The sequence below is a fragment of the Halorubrum sp. SP3 genome (genome assembly GCF_005435195.1).
In the GTDB taxonomy this organism is placed as follows: domain Archaea; phylum Halobacteriota; class Halobacteria; order Halobacteriales; family Haloferacaceae; genus Halorubrum; species Halorubrum sodomense.
Genome location: NZ_SGTU01000003.1, coordinates 155,367 through 172,035 on the forward strand (window position 1 = coordinate 155,367; position 16,669 = coordinate 172,035).

Annotated in this window: 14 protein-coding genes and 1 tRNA gene; 8 read left to right on the forward strand and 7 right to left on the reverse strand. The window is 65.9% G+C overall.

The annotated features are described in order from the left end of the window. The first annotated feature begins 1 nt into the window (after window position 1). From EXE42_RS03535 to EXE42_RS03545, 3 genes are all read left to right on the forward strand, one after another. Entirely contained in the window at window positions 2–1,042 is a 1,041-nt protein-coding gene (locus tag EXE42_RS03535; RefSeq protein ID WP_137705904.1) for a YncE family protein, read from the forward strand. Window positions 1,043–1,111: 69 nt separating this feature from the next. Beyond that, complete coding sequence (locus EXE42_RS03540) at window positions 1,112–1,495, forward strand: SaoD/DsrE family protein (protein WP_092923537.1); 384 nt, start codon at window positions 1,112–1,114, stop codon at window positions 1,493–1,495. A gap of 357 nt (window positions 1,496–1,852) precedes the next feature. After that, window positions 1,853–3,358 (forward strand): replication factor C large subunit, encoded by a 1,506-nt coding sequence (locus tag EXE42_RS03545; protein ID WP_137705905.1) that lies wholly within the window; start codon window positions 1,853–1,855, stop codon window positions 3,356–3,358. Window positions 3,359–3,376: 18 nt separating this feature from the next. Here the strand turns inward: EXE42_RS03545 and EXE42_RS03550 are convergent, their stop codons facing one another. Next, complete coding sequence (locus EXE42_RS03550) at window positions 3,377–4,522, reverse strand: HAMP domain-containing sensor histidine kinase (RefSeq protein ID WP_241988321.1); 1,146 nt, start codon at window positions 4,520–4,522, stop codon at window positions 3,377–3,379. Between the two features lie 156 nt (window positions 4,523–4,678). On the opposite strand from EXE42_RS03550, the gene EXE42_RS03555 reads away from it, so the two are divergent. Then, window positions 4,679–5,755, forward strand: coding sequence for a zinc-dependent alcohol dehydrogenase family protein (locus EXE42_RS03555; protein WP_137705907.1), 1,077 nt, complete (start codon window positions 4,679–4,681; stop codon window positions 5,753–5,755). A 3-nt stretch (window positions 5,756–5,758) separates the two neighbouring features. Here EXE42_RS03555 and EXE42_RS03560 read toward each other — a convergent pair whose 3' ends face one another. From EXE42_RS03560 to EXE42_RS03580, 5 genes are all read right to left on the reverse strand, one after another. Beyond that, on the reverse strand, window positions 5,759–6,685 hold the full coding sequence (locus EXE42_RS03560; protein ID WP_137705908.1) for an amino acid ABC transporter permease: 927 nt from the start codon (window positions 6,683–6,685) through the stop codon (window positions 5,759–5,761). Further along, the gene (locus tag EXE42_RS03565) at window positions 6,685–7,431 is read right to left on the reverse strand and encodes an amino acid ABC transporter ATP-binding protein (protein ID WP_092923551.1); all 747 of its coding nucleotides are present in this window, start codon (window positions 7,429–7,431) and stop codon (window positions 6,685–6,687) included. Before EXE42_RS03565 ends, EXE42_RS03560 begins: the two co-directional genes overlap by 1 nt. Then, window positions 7,428–8,258, reverse strand: coding sequence for an amino acid ABC transporter permease (locus EXE42_RS03570; RefSeq protein ID WP_092923554.1), 831 nt, complete (start codon window positions 8,256–8,258; stop codon window positions 7,428–7,430). Before EXE42_RS03570 ends, EXE42_RS03565 begins: the two co-directional genes overlap by 4 nt. Before the next feature lies 1 nt (window position 8,259). Continuing rightward, on the reverse strand, window positions 8,260–9,063 hold the full coding sequence (locus EXE42_RS03575) for a basic amino acid ABC transporter substrate-binding protein (RefSeq protein ID WP_092923557.1): 804 nt from the start codon (window positions 9,061–9,063) through the stop codon (window positions 8,260–8,262). Between the two features lie 122 nt (window positions 9,064–9,185). Beyond that, window positions 9,186–10,082 carry a COX15/CtaA family protein gene (locus EXE42_RS03580; RefSeq protein ID WP_255510142.1) on the reverse strand — a complete coding sequence of 299 codons (897 nt, stop codon included), beginning with the start codon at window positions 10,080–10,082 and terminating at the stop codon, window positions 9,186–9,188. Between the two features lie 242 nt (window positions 10,083–10,324). Here EXE42_RS03580 and EXE42_RS03585 point away from each other — a divergent pair, with 242 nt between their 5' ends. Beyond that, complete coding sequence (locus EXE42_RS03585) at window positions 10,325–11,827, forward strand: MATE family efflux transporter (protein WP_137705909.1); 1,503 nt, start codon at window positions 10,325–10,327, stop codon at window positions 11,825–11,827. 46 nt (window positions 11,828–11,873) lie between these two features. On the opposite strand, the gene EXE42_RS03590 is transcribed toward EXE42_RS03585, so the two are convergent. Continuing rightward, window positions 11,874–12,329: a DUF5814 domain-containing protein gene (locus EXE42_RS03590; protein WP_092923566.1), complete on the reverse strand. Its 456-nt coding sequence runs from the start codon at window positions 12,327–12,329 to the stop codon at window positions 11,874–11,876. A gap of 160 nt (window positions 12,330–12,489) precedes the next feature. Between EXE42_RS03590 and EXE42_RS03595 the strand changes: the two genes are divergently transcribed. The 3 genes from EXE42_RS03595 (at window position 12,490) to EXE42_RS03605 (ending at window position 16,293) form a co-directional block, all read left to right on the forward strand. Then, window positions 12,490–12,562 (forward strand) — tRNA-His (locus EXE42_RS03595). A 1,179-nt stretch (window positions 12,563–13,741) separates the two neighbouring features. Further along, window positions 13,742–14,359 carry a hypothetical protein gene (locus EXE42_RS03600; protein WP_137705910.1) on the forward strand — a complete coding sequence of 206 codons (618 nt, stop codon included), beginning with the start codon at window positions 13,742–13,744 and terminating at the stop codon, window positions 14,357–14,359. A gap of 161 nt (window positions 14,360–14,520) precedes the next feature. Further along, window positions 14,521–16,293 (forward strand): hypothetical protein, encoded by a 1,773-nt coding sequence (locus EXE42_RS03605; RefSeq protein WP_137705911.1) that lies wholly within the window; start codon window positions 14,521–14,523, stop codon window positions 16,291–16,293. Window positions 16,294–16,669: the final 376 nt, after the last annotated feature.

Below are 16,669 nucleotides of genomic sequence, written 5' to 3' on the forward strand. Positions count from 1 at the left end.
GATGAGCCGCGACGGCCCGATCGACGGGGACGCGGGCGACGCACCCGGTCGCGTCGTCGCGGTCCCCTGCGAGGGCGCGGACGTCTTGGCGCTGTTCGCGCTCGCCACGGGCGAGCCGCTCGGTTCGGTCCCGGTCGGCAGCCACCCGGTCCACGCGATGACGACTGCCGACCGGACGCTCGTCGCGACCATGGGCGAGCGATCGGTGACGGCGGTCGACCCCGGCGGCGAGGTGACCCGCGTCGACACCGGCGTCTTGGGCCCCTCGCACTTCGCGAGCGCGAACGGCGACCTGTACGTCTCCTGTTCGGCCGGCGACGCGCTCGCGGTGATCGACCCGGTGGAACTGACACTCACTGGCCGGGTCGGCGTCGGCGCGGAACCGCACGAACTCGCCGTCGGTCCCGACGAACGACGTCTCTACAGCGGCAGCCGCCGCGACGGCGTCGTCGACGTCGTCGATACCGCGACTCGCGAGCGGCTCGGGACGGTCGACGCGGGTCCGGAGGCGAGGGTACAAGGCGTCGCGCTCGCGCCCGACGGGCACCGCGGGTACGCCGTCGACCAGGACGGGAGCCGGATCGTCGTCTTCGAGCCGGCCGGTCACGGAGGCGAAGAGCCGGACGCGCCCGCGACCCGAGTCGGCCACGTTCGCAACGCGGCCGCGGTCGGCGCGGACCCGTACGACCTCGTCGTCACCGCCGATCGCGTGTTCGTCCCGGGGAGAGCCGACGGGACGGTCCACGAGTTCTCGCCGGACCTGACGCTCGAAGCGGTTCACGAGGGGTTCTCCCGCCCGGTCGACCTGTTCAAGACGAACGGTCGGTGGTGGGTGCTCGACGCCGAGGCCGCCCGGCTGCGGTCGCTCGACGGCGCGGTCGTCGACACGAGCGCACCGGGGCTCGTCGCGGCCCCGGTGGGCGGCGGCCGGCTCCTCGTGTCTCACTACGACGACGACCGGATCTCGCTCGTCGACGTCGCGGACGGGACCGTCTGGACCGCCGACACGCCGGCGTACCCGTTCGGCGCGGTCGTGGTCTGACGCGTCACAGACCGCGGGGAACCCTGCCGGAGTCGCCGCCGTAATCTCCCCGTTCGCCGTCCCCGCTGTATGAAGGTCGCATACGTCTTCGCGACGGCCGGACAGACCATCGACTACGTGCTCGGGGACATGATCCTGCCGCAGCTGGAGGCCGGCGCGCACGGCGCAGACGTGGTCGGCATGTTCTTCTTCCACGACAACACGTACGCGCTCCGCGAGGACGACCCGCTCGGTCAGCGCCTGGCGGACGTCGCCGCCGAGCAGGAGATCCTGCTCATGCTCTGTGACCAGTGTGCGACCCGCCGCGGGCTCGCGGAGTACGACCGCACCGACGAACACGGCCGCGACCGCTACGAGCCGACGAACACCGTCGAAGGCGCCACGGTCGGCTGCTTCCCCGACCTCTACGAGGCGCTCGGCGAGGTCGGCGTCGACCAGGTCATCACGCTGTAGCTGGCTTGTACTGGGGGATTTGAACAGTCTCGCACCGTTTTTATATCGGCTTCGAACGACAGCGCGGGTCACGTCCACGCCGAGCCCGTCTTCGAACTGCTGTTCGGCGGACGGGAGCGGGGGGCGCGAGCGACCCCGCGTGGAAGACAGTCATCGAGTTTTTGCTCGTTGCCCATCTTGCCTCGGTACGGACGCGAGCTTCGACGCACAGCTCCGGGCAGAGAGCGTGGAAGTCACACGGACAGACGCGTCGCTTCCCGAAGCTGTAGACGAGATCGGTTCGATTCACAAAGCCGCTGACCACCTTCGGCCGGTCGCTCCGCAACCACTAAACGCGGCTCGCTCCTTGCTCCGGTAATGGCCGACTGGACGGAGAAGTACCGCCCGAGCACGCTCTCGGAGGTGCGCGGCAACGACAAGGCCCGCGACGCGTTCGCGGAGTGGGCCCGCTCGTGGGACGACCACCGCGAGGCGGTCGTCCTCCACGGGAGCCCGGGCGTCGGGAAGACGAGCGCGGCGCACGCGCTCGCGAACGACATGGGATGGGAGACCGTCGAGCTCAACGCCTCCGACCAGCGCACCGCCGACGTCATCGAACGGTCCGCGGGGCGGGCCGCGCGCAACGCCACCCTCGGCGGGAGCGCGGCCGGCGGCGGGGCGGCCGGCGGCGACACCGCCTCGCGCCAGCTCGTCATCCTCGACGAGGCGGACAACATCCACGGCAACTACGACCGCGGCGGCGCGAGCGCGATCACGGAGCTGGTCAAGGAGTCGGGCCAGCCCATCGTGCTCATCGCCAACGACTACTACGACATGTCGCGGGGGCTCCGGAACGCGACCCAGGAGATCGAGTTCCGCGACGTCTCCGCGCGCTCGATCGTCCCCGTCCTCCGCGACGTCTGTCGCAAGGAGGGGATCGAGTTCGAACCCGACGCGCTCCAGCGGATCGCGGAGGGGAACCGCGGTGACCTGCGGGGCGCGATCAACGATCTTCAGGCCGCGACGCAGGGCCGCGACTCGATCGCGGTCGAGGACGTGGTCACCGGCGACCGCGACAAGGCGCTGGGGCTGTTCCCGTTCCTCGACGCCGTGTTGAAAGAGGAGTCCGCGGAGGAGGCGCTCCAGTCGGCGTACGCCGTCGACGAGACGCCGGACGACCTGACGCGGTGGATCGAGAACAACCTCCTCGACGTGTACGAACCGGCGGAGGCGGTCCGCGCGTACGACTTCCTCGCCAACGCGGACGTGTGGCTCGGCCGGGTCCGCGCCACGCAGAACTACACCTACTGGCGGTACGCGACCGACAACGCGGCCGCGGGCGTCGCGGCGGCCCGCGACGGCGAGAAGGGCGGCTGGACGCGGTACGGCCGGCCGCAGTTCTGGTCGTCGTCGGACGCGACGGCGGACGAGGTCGTCGACAAGGTCGCGGCCGCGAGCGGCTGTAGCGTCGCGACCGCCCGCCGCGAGGTATTGCCGTTCCTCCAAGCGGTCACCCACCACTGTAAGCCCCGCGAGCTGACCGTCGCGATGGCGGCCGCCTACGACCTCGACGAGGCCGCCGTCGCCTTCGTCACCGGCTCCGGCGAGTCGACGAACAAGGTGGCGTCGATCGTCGAGGACGCGCAGGCACGGCGCGACGAGCTGATCGAGGAACACGCGGACGGCGCCTTCGCGTTCGACGGCGCGGCTCGGGAAGGCGAGGAAGGCGACGCGGCCGCGACCGACGAGACGGACCGGGGCGGATCCGAGGCGACTTCTGCCGGAAGCGACGGAGGCGACTCGGACGCGGAATCCGACGCCGAGACCGGCGCGTCGAACGAGGAGGACGACGACGACCAGGCCGGACTCACCGACTTCATGTGAGTCGGGCGCGGCCGCCGGCTACCGCTCTCCGCCGCCGCTGACCGGAGCCGAGTTCGGGTCAGAGTCGCGTTCGCTCGCCTCGGGGGCGTCGAGCGAATCGCCGACGACGAACTCGAACCGCGCGCCGCCCTCGCGGCCCTCCGCCACCGACACCGTCCAGTCGTGCGCCTCCGCGATCCGCTCGACGATCGCCAGTCCGAAGCCGGTGCCGTCGGGCGCCGTCGTGTGGCCCGGCTCGAAGACGGCCTCCCGCTGCTCGGGGTCGATCCCCGGGCCGTCGTCCGCGACGTAGAACCCGTCGTCCGTCCGCCCGACCCGGACGCGGACCGCGGCGTCGTCGGGTTCCGTCGGGGCGCCGTCCGCGTCCGGTCCCGCACGCGGCGCGAACGTGCCGGGCGCGACGCCGTCTCCGGGCGCCGACTCGTCGTCGATACCGGCGTCCGCCGGTTCGTCCCCGTCGGGCACGCCGTGTTCGATCGCGTTCCGGAAGAGGTTCTTGAGGGCCTGTCGGAGCCTGTCGGCGTCGCACGGGACCGTCGGGAGCGCCCCGTCGACGACGAGCGCGGCGTCGGCCGGTTCGCCGGCGGTCCCCCACGCGCTCTCGACGACCGATCGCAGGTCGGTCGGCTCCGTCGACTGGACCGTCTGCCCCTCCCGGGCCAGCGTCAGGAGGTCGCCGACGAGGTCGTCCATGCGGTCGAGCGCGTCGAGGGCGCGGTCCAACCGCTCGCTCGACGCCTCGCCGTCGAGCTCGTCGGCCAGCTCGACGTTCCCGACCGCGACGGAGAGCGGGTTCCGGAGGTCGTGGCTCACGACGCTCGCGAACTCCTCGAGCCGTTCCCGCTGTCGCTCCAGCCCCCGCCGTCGCTCCACGCGGTCGTCCGCGAGGAAGAGGTATCCGACCACGTCGCCGCCCTCGGTCGTCCGCCCGCGCTCGTGGACCCACTGCGGCTCCCCGTGGGGCCCGACCCGATACACGACGTCGACCGGGCCCGCTTCCAGCGCCTCTCGGAGCCGGTCGCAGTCCTCGTCGACCACGCAGTCGAGCCACCCGCCGTCCGGCCGTTGCGGTGCGTCGAGCCCCGGCTCCCCGGACGCCTCGACCACCAACCGGGACGGGTCGCCCTCGGGGCGACGGTACGCTATCCCGGGGCGCCGTTCCATGGGTCGCGACACGTGTCACCGAGGCGACTCGGCCAGCATAAATCTTACTCGGCTATCACTTGTCAGACGCTGAGATAAAGTTCCCAGCTCGCGAAATAATCGATAGCGGGCGGGATCGCCGGGAGAACTTTGTCGCGTCCGCCGATCGATCGTCGCATGCGCGCAGCGATCCTGCGGGAGTACGGCGAACCGCTCGAGATTCGGACGGTTCCCGACCCCGAACCCGAGCCCGACGGCGCCGTCGTCCGCGTCGACGCCTGCGGCGTCTGCCGCAGCGACTGGCACGCCTGGGCCGGCCACGGCGAGTGGGCGGACGATCGGGTGTCGCGCGGACAGATACTCGGTCACGAGCCGGCCGGCGAGGTCGTCGCCGTCGGCCGCGAGGTCGAGCGATTCCGAGCGGGCGACCGGGTTGTCGTCCCCTTCTCGCTCGGCGACGGTACCTGCCAGTACTGCCGTCGCGGGGCCGGGAACGTGTGCGAGGACGGCCGCGCGTTGGGGTTCGAGCCGGAGGCGCCGGGCGGGTTCGCGGAGCGCGTGCCCGTCCCGACGGCCGACTACAACCTCGTCGAGCGCCCCGAGTGGCTCGACGCGACCGCGGCGGCGGCGCTCGGCTGCCGGTACATGACCGCGTATCACGCGCTCGCGGAGCGCGCGACCGTCGGCGGCGGCGACGCCGTCGCGGTCCACGGCTGCGGGGGCGTCGGGCTCTCCGCGGTCCAGATCGCCGCGGCGCTCGGCGCGCGCGTCGTCGCGGTCGACGTCGACGACGACGCCCTCGCGCTCGCGACCGAGTTCGGCGCGGACGCCGCCGTGAACCCGGCGTCGCTCCCGGAAGAGAGCTCCGTCCCCGAGCGCGTCCGCGCGCTCACCGACGGCGGCGCAGACGTCTCGCTCGACGCCCTGGGGATCGCGGAGACCTGCCGTAACTCCGTCCGGTCGCTGCGGCCGCGCGGCACGCACGTCCAGGTCGGGCTCACGACGGACGCCGAGCGCGGCGAGGTGTCGCTGCCGACGGACTGGATGACGCGGTGGGAGATCTCCTTCCTCGGGTCGCGGGGGATGCCGCCGACGAGCTACCCGGACCTGTTCGCGCTGATCGAGGCGACGGGGATCGACCCCGGCGCGCTCGTCGCCCGCGAACTGTCGCTGTCGGAGGTCTCGGACCGGATAGCCGCCATGGACGAGTACGACGTGCGGGGCGTCGAGGTCGTCACCGACTTCGGCGGCTAACCGTCAGCGCTCCCGATCCGCGCCGAGCCCGGGGATCGCGACCCGGTCGTCGACGCGCTCCATGAACTTCGACGCCGTGAGCACGAGCGCGAGGTACATCGCGCCGAGCACGAGGAAGACGGTGGTGTACCGGAAGGTCTCCGTCGCGACCCGGTTCGCCAAGTAGTACAGCTCCGGGACCGTGATAAAGCCCGCGAGCGACGAGTACTTAATCAGGTAGACGAACTCGTTCGTCCACGAGGGGATCGCGTACCGGAGCGCCTGCGGAAGCACCACGTAGTATATCGACTCGAGCTTCGAGAGCCCGATCGCCCGCCCCGCGGTGATCTGTCCCTCGTCGACGCTCTCGACCGCCCCGCGGATGTACTCGGCCTGGTAGGCGGCCCCGTTGAGGGTGAACCCGAGGATCGCGACCCAGACCACGTCGCGGGGAAACACGCCCGACAACGCCGCGGGCACGGACGCCGCGAGGTTCAGCCCGTAGTAGAGCACGAACAGCTGCGCGAGCAGCGGCGTCCCGCGCAACAGCTCGGTGTACCCCAGCGAGAGCCACGCCGAGAACCGGCCGTACACCCGCGCGACCGCCAGCGGCACGGCGATGAAGAAGCCGCAGACGAGGCTCGCGCCGGTGATGACCACCGTGAGCCACGTCCCCTGTGCGAGGGTCGGCGTGAGCCCGACCACGAACGCGACGTCGGGCGCAACCGCGGCGAGCCCCGGCACCGCGGCGAGCGCGCCCTCGACGGCGTCCGGCGCGACGAGCGGCTCGCCGATCGGGGCGATCACGCCGCCGAGCCATCGGTTGACCCAGCTGACGACGAGCCAGCCCCAGAACAGCGCCCCGGCGGCGACGAGGAGGATTCGACCGACAGACGGGTCCGTATCGGCCACGCGCTCGCCGACCGTCCGCAGTCGCGTCGCCCCCGCCATCAGTCGTGGCTCGCGATGCGTTCGAGGAAGCGACCGGTTCGCTCCTTCTCGGGGCGTTCGAACAGCTGCTCCGGCGGGCCGCGCTCGACGACCCGCCCGTCGTCCAAGAACACGACCTCGTCGGCGACCGCCCGCGCGAAGCTCATCTCGTGGGTGACGACGAGCATCGTCATCCCCTCGTCGACCAACGCGCGCATCACCTCCAACACCTCGCCGATGAGCTCGGGGTCGAGCGCGCTCGTCGGTTCGTCGAACAGCATGAGCTTCGGCTCCATCGCCAACGCGCGGGCGATCCCGACGCGCTGCTGTTGGCCGCCCGACAGCTCCGCCGGGTACGACTCGAGCTGGTCGGCGAGGCCGACGCGCTCGAGCTGCGAGGTCGCACGCTCGCGGGCCTCGGCCGCTGAGAGTCCGAGCACGCGGCGCGGCCCGAGCGCGACGTTCCCGAGCGCGCTCAGGTGCGCGAACAGGTTGAAACTCTGGAACACCATGCCGACCTCGCGCCGGAGCCTGTCGACGTCGGTGTCGGGCGAGAGCACCTCCTCGCCGTCGAGGGTGATCGACCCCTCCTGCGCCTCCGCGAGCCGGTTGACACAGCGCAGCATCGTGGACTTCCCGGAGCCGGACGGGCCGATCAGCACGGTCACGTCGCTGCGGTCCATCTCGAAGGAGACCTCGTCGAGCACCTGCTCGTCGCCGTACCACTTCGAGACGTCGTTCACGCGGAGGAAGACGTCGTCACTCACGTCGACTCACCCTCCGGGATCGCGTACCGGGTACCGAGGTAATCGAGCGCGCGGTTCGTCGTGAACGTGAGGACGAAGTAGATGCCACTGATGAACAGGATGACTTCGAGGACCGCGGTCGTCTGCTGCGTGAACAGGTCGTACCCGCGGGTCAGAAGCTCCGCGAGCCCGATCGCGAAGACGATACTCGTGTCCTTCAACACGATGGTGAACTCGTTTTGGAACCCCGGAATCGACCGCCGGAGCGCCTGCGGGACGACGACGTATCGAATCGACTCGAACCGCGAGAGCCCGACGGCCCGGCCCGCCTCCAGCTGGCCGTCGTCGACGCTCCCGAGCGCCGCGCGGAAGATCTGCGACTGGTACGCCGCGCTCCGCAGTCCCAGCCCCGCGATCCCCGCCGAGACCGCCGGCGAGATCGACCCGATACCGAGGTTCACCTGCGGGACGCCGACGACGAAGTAGATCACGAGGAGGATGACGACGATGGGCGTCCCGCGGAGGACGACGCCGACCGTCTCCACGAGCCGCTTCCAGCGCCCGTCGCCGTACACCTCCACCGCGCCGGCCGGGAAGCCGACGAGGAATCCGAGCAGGATCGACGCGACGGTGAGCCCGACGGTCAACAGGAGGCCGCCGCCGAGGTAGTCGACGTTCCGGAGGACGAACCACCAGTCGGCGGGGTCGCCGACGAGCCACCAGTCGATCGACTCGCTCACGGACCCGACTGTAGCGGCCGTCAGCGGCGTCTCACCGGCGGCAGTACTCGGGGCGAGAGCGCCGAGGCTGTCCGCCGCGGCGAGCGCGAGCGACCCCGGGGCCGACATCCTACTCCTGCCCGAACCAGGTGTTGGTTATCTCCTGGTACGTCCCGTCGTCGCGGACGGTCGCGAGCCCGTCGTTGAGCGCGGACTGTAACTCGGACTCGCCCTGCCGGAGGCCGAAGCCGAACCGCTCGCCCGTCTCCTCGACGAACGCGACCGTCACGTCGCGGTTCGCGGCGAACGTCTCCGCGACCGGGTTGTCGACGACGACGGCGTCGATGTTCCCGTTCACGAGGTCCTCGACCGCGAGGACGTAGCTGTCGTACGTCGAGAAGTTGCTCTCCGGGATGATCCCCTCCCCGACGAGGTTCGACTGTACCTGATCGGCGCCGGTGGTCCCGGACTGGGCGCCCACGCGGACGCCCTCGAAGTCCGCCCACCCCGACGGCTGGAAGTCGCCGCCCTCGCGGACGAGGATCGCCTGATCGGACTCCCAGTAGGGGTCCGAGAAGGCGATCGTCTGCCGGCGCTCCTCGTTGATGGTCATCGCGGCGGCGATGACGTCGATCTCCTCGTTCTGCGTGAGCGCGGGGATCAGCCCGTCGAAGTCGAAGGTGGCCCACTCGCCGAGCTCGTAGTCGGTCTCGGCGACGACCGCCTCCAGCAGGTCGATGTCGAACCCGACCAGCTCGCCGTCCCGCCGCATCTCGAACGGCGGGAAGCCGGGCGCGGTGCCGGGGGTGATCGTCATGCTGCCCTCGCTCTCGCCGAGGCAGCCGGCGAGGCCGGTCAGTCCGACGGCGGCCGATCCGCCGGTCAGTTTCAGGTACGTCCGACGGCTCACGTCGCCTTGGGTACGGCGTGTCATACCCGTGCGAGTACGGCGAGCGATTTCAACCTTTCCTCCCTCGGGCAGGGTCAACCCGTCTCTGGGGGTCGGACATCGCCTTTGCCGAGGTGGCTCACAAAAGCTCGGCCGCGCGGCGCCGGTCAGTCGCCGCCGATCGGGACGGAGCCGTCGCGCATCCCGTCGGCTCCGCGGAGGGTCCACGCCGCGCCCGCGGCCAGCGCGACCGCCACGCCCAGCGCGACGAGGTTGATCTGCTGCCAGACGACGGTGTAGAGGACGAGGTCGCGGCCGAGCAGCAGCGTGCCGACGAGCGCGGTCATGGACCCGGCGGCGAGCGCGCGGACGGTGCCCGCGGTGTCGGCGTCGAGGCCGGGGTACCCCGACCGGACCGCCTCCGTCGCGTACGCGACCGTTGCGACGAGCCCGAGGTGGCCGGCGAGCCCGGTGGCGTAGAAGGCGGCCTGCGCGGGCGGCGCGTAGGTGAGGAACGGCACCGCGCGCGAGAACACCGCGCTGGCGACGATCCCCGCGACCGCGACGCCCGCGGCGGCCCGTAGTAGCCGAGCGTTCCCTCGGCCGCCGCCCCAGATGGTCGCCAGCCCGAGCAGCGTGAAGATGGTCAGCGCCACGATCAGGTGCGCGGCGTGGGTCGACACCGTGTACCCGCCGGGAACGAGTCCACCGAGGGTGACGGTGATGGCGCCGACGGTGATCTGAATCGGGAGTATCGCGACCGCCAGCGTCGCCGCCAGCCGAGTCCGGCGCTCGAACCCGGAGCCGAGCCACGTCCACCCGGCGACGCCGACGATAAGGAACCCGGTCACCATCGCCCACGCCCGGTGGAACCACTCGATGAAGTCGGGGTTGATCGTCAGCGCCGGGATGAGCTGGTCGGAACACAGCGGCCACTGGGCCTGGCACGCCAGCCCGGAGCCGGTCGCCGCGGTGTAGACGCCGAGCGAGAAGAGGACGAGCGTCATCCCCGTCGTCGCCGCCGCGTATCGCCTGAACGTTAGCCACGCGGGCCGAAGACTCATTGGCCGAATTCGGGTGCGCGCGCACTTAGACCGTTCGGCCGCTCCCCGTGACCGGGAAGCTCGAATGCCCCTCGCTCCCGGGAAGCGCGCGTCTCGCCCGCCGGCTTCCGAACGCTTTTGACTGACCAGTCAGTCAGTATTGGCAGGTACCGAATGGACGACACGGAACGACCGCTCCCCGACGCCGCGTACAGCCCCCTCCGCGAACGCGACGACGCGACCCCTTCGGCGGTGAGCCGCTGATGGGGCTTCGCGACTCGGTCGACTCGCTGTTCAAGAGCGCCGACGAGCTCGACCTCACCTCGGGCGACATCGGGTGGCCGCTGTTCTTCCTCTCCTTGCCGATCGTCGTCCAGAACCTCTTTCAGGTGCTGTACAACCTGGCCGACACCTTCTGGCTCGGCCGCTACAGCACCGAGGCGCTGTCCGCGATCACGTTCGCGTTCCCCGTCGTCTTCCTGATGATCTCGCTGGCGCTCGGCGTCTCCGTCGCGGGGAGCGTCCTCGTCGCGCAACACACCGGCGCCGGCAACGAGGAGCGCGCCGCGTACGCCGCCTCGCAGACGATGGCGTACGCGGTCGTCATCTCCGTCGTGCTGGGCGTGTTGGGATACGTCTTCGTCGACGACGTCACCGCGCTCCTCGGGGTGAACGAGACCGTGGCGCCGCTCGTGGTCGAGTACATGCGCGTCTACGCCGTCGGCCTCTTCGCCGTCTTCGGGTTCGCGGTGTTCATGTCGCTGATGCGCGGCTACGGCGACACGGTGACCCCGATGTACGTCATGGCCGGGTCGGTGGTCCTCAACATCCTCCTCGACCCGATCTTCATCTTCGGGTTCGACGCGAACCCGCTGTTCGGCTTCCTCGGACTCGGCGGGCTGGAGGCCGCGGCGTTCGACGCGACCGGGTTCGCCGGCTGGGGGATCGCCGGCGCCGCGATCGCGACCGTCGGCTCGCGGGCGCTCGCGCTCCTCGTCGGACTTCAGATCATGTTCCGCGGCGACCGAGGCGTTCGGATCCGGCTCTCGGAGATGCTTCCGGACCCGGAGTTCGGCAAGACCGTCCTCGGTATCGGCCTGCCGGCTTCCGCGGAGGGGGCGGCGCGGTCGGTGTCCATCACCGCGCTGCTCGTCGTGGTCGCGAACTTCCCGAACGCGGTCAGCGGGGCGTACGGCATCGGGACGCGGATCTTCTCGGTGATCTTCCTGCCGGCGCTCGCCGTCTCGCAGGGGATCGAGACGATGACCGGACAGAACATCGGCGCGGAGGAGCTGGACCGCGCCGCCGAGACGAACCACTTCGGCGCGCGCGCCATGCTCGTCCTGCTCACGGCCGGCGGCGGGATCATCGTCCTCGCCGCGCGGCCGATCGCCGGCGTCTTCTCCCCGGACCCGGCCGTGGTCGACCACGCGACGACGTTCCTCCGCGTGAGCGGCCTCTCGTTCGGATTCATCGGCGCCATGCGCGCGTACACCGGCGGCTTCCGCGGCGCCGGCCACACGATGATCGCGGCCGTCATCTCGCTGATCACGCTCGGTTTCGTCCGCCTCCCGGTCGCGTGGGTCGCCGCCGGTTCCCTCGGCGCGATGGGGCTGTGGATCTCGTTCCCGATCTCGAACGTCGTCGGCGGGATCGTCGCGTACCTCTGGTTTAAACGCGACACCTGGCGCGACGGGAACCTCACCGAGGAGGAGCCGGCGGCCGAGGAGATCGGATCCGGCGTCGCGTCGCCCGACAACGACTGACAGGAGCGGCGGTGTCGGGGACCGAGCGCGCCGGCTTCGCGCCGCGCTATCCCGAAAGCTCTCGCTTCGCCGTCCGCGCTCGCTCGGACATCTCCTCGTTGCCGTCGACGTCGGCGAGCGTCTCGACGGCCTCGAGCTTCCTGACGGAGTCGTCGAGGAAGGAGAGCACGTCGCCGGTGTACGCGTACACCATGTAGTCGTCGGTCATCACGTCGACGATGGCCTGCGGGCCCAACCCCTCCGCGCGCAGTTCGAGGACGTAGCGCATGAACTTCTCCTCGGGACAGCCGCAGTAGGGGTTCGCGTCGCAGTCGCAGTCGAGGAAGTCCTCGGCGAAGTCGAGGACGCGGTCGCGGGTCGTCTCGTCGAGCTTCGAGAGACCGTCGCCGGTGAAAAGCAGATCGAGCGTGGCGCCGGCGAACGCTCCCTTCGGGATGTTCGTCTCCAGCTGGGAGGCGAGCTGGCGGTGGTTCTTCACGTAGATCTTGTCGGTAAAGGCCACGGTTACGCTCCGATACGCCGGGGATCCTGAAAAGCGGCGCGGTGATCGGGAAGGCGAGCGACGCGTCGTTCGGCCGCGCCGCCTCGGACGCCACTCGATGCCACGCCCGTCCGGGAGTCGTAACCGTTATTTACCGAAGCGGGGTACTTTGCGACGCGTGTCCGGGTTAGGGTAGTGGACTATCCTTCAGCCTTGTGGAGGCTGAGACGCGGGTTCGATTCTCGCACCCGGACCTAAGCTTCTAACGCCCGAATTCGACACTTTAGGTTTACGTCTCAGCCTTCTACGGCTGAGACGTTAAAAATCACACAATATCTGCTCTATCTTGTATAATAAAATGTATATATACCGGGTAGATGGCACTACCACAAACTGACCAATAATGGTGTGTGTGTATTTTAGTGCTGATTTTGTGCTTTGGATTAAAATCTCTGTCTTATCTCTGGAAGAACCCTCTACTCCGTATGGAGAGACAATGCCTCCTCCAAAACGACGGAACAACTGTCTTGGTGAGCGGTGGTTGTGATGATGACCTCCAAGAGATAGTCGCCGCCGCTCATAATGAGTGGAAATGGCTCCGCACGAAAGAACGAATGTCGGCATTCGTTGAACATCGATGAGTGATAAAGACGACAACGAGTCAGTTACCGATATACTCCGTGAAGGTCGGGGAAATCACAATCTCGTTGAAATACAGTGTCATAACTGCGGCACTATGATACCACCTGATGCGACCATCATCCAGTGTAAGTGGTGGTCATACGACGGGCAAGGACCACCGACTGGCTCAGGATTCGTCTCCTACTGCGATGAGTGCGTGCCACCCGGAATACCGAGACCAAAATGAAAGTATGACCACAAGGCTGTGCCGCGTCAAACCGACCTAAATCAGAAATAATTGATTTCTACTTCGGCTGGCTTCCACACCGGTGGAGGTGTATCTTTTCGCGAACACTACGAGCACTGGTCTTTTGACCGCACGACTGGCAGGTATAAAATTCACCTTCGTCGTGTAGATATCTGTGAGTACCATCTGTTAAACTTGGAGGGTAAGAGGTCATACCCTCCAGAACACTGGCAAACTGCTATGGTCTATTGCCGATGAATATGTCTGGAATAAAGTTGCTGGTTCAAATACTCAGATACCCAAGTAGATACGAGACCAATGACTTTACGCGATTCGGCTTGGGATGCCGTTTTGGAGCAGATAATCCGCACAGGGAAATTTAAGCTCAACGACCTGCCATTCAAAGAAAACGAACGTTCGACCGTTCGTCGAGTCTGTCGAGAAGCCCAAGGGTATGGCTGGCTCCAACGGACCTCGGAAGGGAGCTCAATATGGCGAGCAGGCCCGAAGGCAGAAATGCTGATGAATCTCAGTGAAGAAAAATTGAGGCTTGCGAGAGAGTGAAATGCAATCGAAAAAGCGCAGCTCAGAAGCCGCTCTATCGATTCCACCGCCTCAAAGCCACAAGAGTGGACGATTAAAATATCTCGTCGAAAACAGCTATCTATCACTAGAAACAGTCACTTTCGACTTCGAAGAAATATCGACCACTGAATTCGCAGAGGTCCGTCGACGAGTAGCAGAAGCTGAAATCATCACGCCACTTCACGCAGACTTGAAAGCAGTGGCCACGTGGTTCTTACGACGGACAGGGTGTAGAGAAATCACCTACGAACAAAAGTATCCAGAGAGTGCTCGAATAGCAGATGTCGCATGTGTCTCGACAGGGCAATATGCCGAAGTCGGGAACGTTGAGGATGTCACACGGGTCTACCAAATGCTTGGTCTAGATGTGGTTAGCCACGGTAGTGAGATTTCCTCGGTGCTACGACGGCATCCACCATCAGATGACCCGAGCAAAAGAGGCGGTGTCAGAGCGATACTCTCAGTTCCTTTCCCAGTAGAAGACGAATATCGCCGAGCGTGGGAAGTCAATGAGCTCGAAGTACACACGTACACTCTGGGAAGCAAGCCGGTGTCGACACCTAATCGAAACCATCACTGGTGGGCCGAAGAGAACTGAACTACTCAACCATCCGTTTGGTCTGGCATCATAGCTATAGTCGGATGTACCCTCTTCTCAAGCTAGACCCTCCAGTCGGCAGTTAGTCGGTAAGGACGGAAAATCGAGCCTTCAACTCGATTCTCCTGAGTCGGCATCGCCGCCAGTTGGTCCGAATACTCATGTCAACAAACAGCTCGAAACCGCATAAAGATAGCGGCAACACGCCTGAATCGCCCGAAAACAGCACCGACATCCCGACCCAAATCGTCAATTACACGCCTCGAACACACGGGGTAGACGTATTTGTCCAGCTTCGAGACGATAACGGTCTCTACAACGAATCCGCAGACCTACAGCGCCAACTCGACACCAAGGCCGGCTACCATGGTCGGAGCGACCATCCGCATCACGTCGGCGATATGTCTCCCTCATGGACGCAGGGCGATGAGGAATATCACGTCGGCTTTTACTCCAGTTCGACAGGTATTGGTCACCTCAACAAGAAGGAAGAATTTGTCGGCTACGACGACCAGCGATTCCGACTTTTTGAGGACATTGACGACGGAAAAGCTGCGACCACCGCTGCGAAGTGTACCCTAACACTCGAACCCCGTGGACCACACCTCGTCAACAAGCAGAAGAAGCCGTTTGGATATCCGAAGGCTGTCGACGGTCAGCGCTACACCGGGACCTACATCAAAGCGCAAATCTCCTACGCAACAAGTCTTGACGAAGCCCTCGGCTGGATTGGTGAATACTTCCAGCACCTCGATAATGAGCTCGGAACGTCGTTCATTTCACACTGGGACCCCATCCCGGAGACAGTCTACTTCTCCGGCCTTGAACGCTACGTCCGACACGACCTCGCGTCCATGGGACGAGTCATCAACACGGAGCGGAACACTGCCCGCCTCGTTCACACCGGAAACGAAGGGGAAGAAGGAACTATGGAAGAGGACATTCGCCACGGCGACCACTCGCTCTTCTCGGTGAACTCAACAGAGTTTGAGGAGCTCGGCTACTTAGCCGGGCCACGCGACGACAACGGTCGACTCAGAGTCAAGAAAGACAAAATCAAGACGTACAGAACGAAGAACGCGAACCGCTACTCTGAGGACAACTATCGTCATCATCCGAAGACCGAGACGAAGGCGGTGAAAGGAAAGCTCCACGCGAGCGCATGGGAGGAGGTCATCGACCGGCTCGACTCTATCCTCCTTCACCACCTCGATATGTCTGCCATCGGTGAGGAAAACCTCGTCTCTGACGACTACTTCCAGCCCCGAGATAAGGACGATGAGCCTGAGGAGAATGAGACGTTTGAATCCCGCGAGTACCAAGCACCCACAGGCCGCATCGCCTCACTCCGAGAGTCGTGGGAGGGAGAAGATGCCCGACGCAAGCTTGAAGGATTCATTCTCCATTCAAACACAGAGTCCTACAAGGACATCCTCAACATTCTTATGTTCGACCCCGAACACGAGGGACGCTCTGTCACCTACAAATATCTTCAAGAGAAGACCGGTCTCTCTTACAGCTCCGTTCGACGGAACGTTACAAAGCTCGCTGACGCCAGAATTCTCCACAAGGTAAACGAGGGCTGCGTCTTCGTCCGGTGGGCCAGTCAGACCGCCTTCGAGCGCGTCCGCGATTGGCTCCGTGACTTCTTTGACCCCAAGCAGGTTCTCAACGATATCAAGGAACGTGCGAAGGCCAAGTTCGCTTCACGCACCGAGAAAGATGATGAGTCTGAAGAAATCGAAGAGGAGCCCGAGAAAGATGTCGTTGAGAACGACGACGACTTCATCGACATCTCCAGTGGAGGAATGCTCGACGATGATGTTCAAGCCGAACTCAACGAAGCTTTCGAAGAAGCTCGTAAGCAAATGGAATCCGGCAAGTGGGATGACTTCGGAACCGCCCGCTCCATGACAGACGGCGGAACCGACTGAGGTCGAAACTCACCCGGGGACACCCGGTCAAGAGCGGTAGCTATCGTGTTTCGACCGTCATTTTTTGAACATCCCGTCCCTGAGAGACATCTTCCCTCGATTTCATCGAACCCTGCGTTGTAGTTAGAGCCCAGTAATCCCCAAATACAGTAGAATCAGAAATAAACCATCTGTTTTCTCGGATAACCCAGTCGAATATGGTCGAATTCTACCACCAAAACCAAACTCCCTCTCCTCGCCTCGGTTGCCACCCCCCCTTAATGACTAAGCCGCTAACGGAATATCGCGTGAATTCAGTCGGGGATGACCCCTACGAGGAAGGTGATATCTCATAGTAACACGCTTATTTGTTCTATCTACGGACTACAGGGCCTGT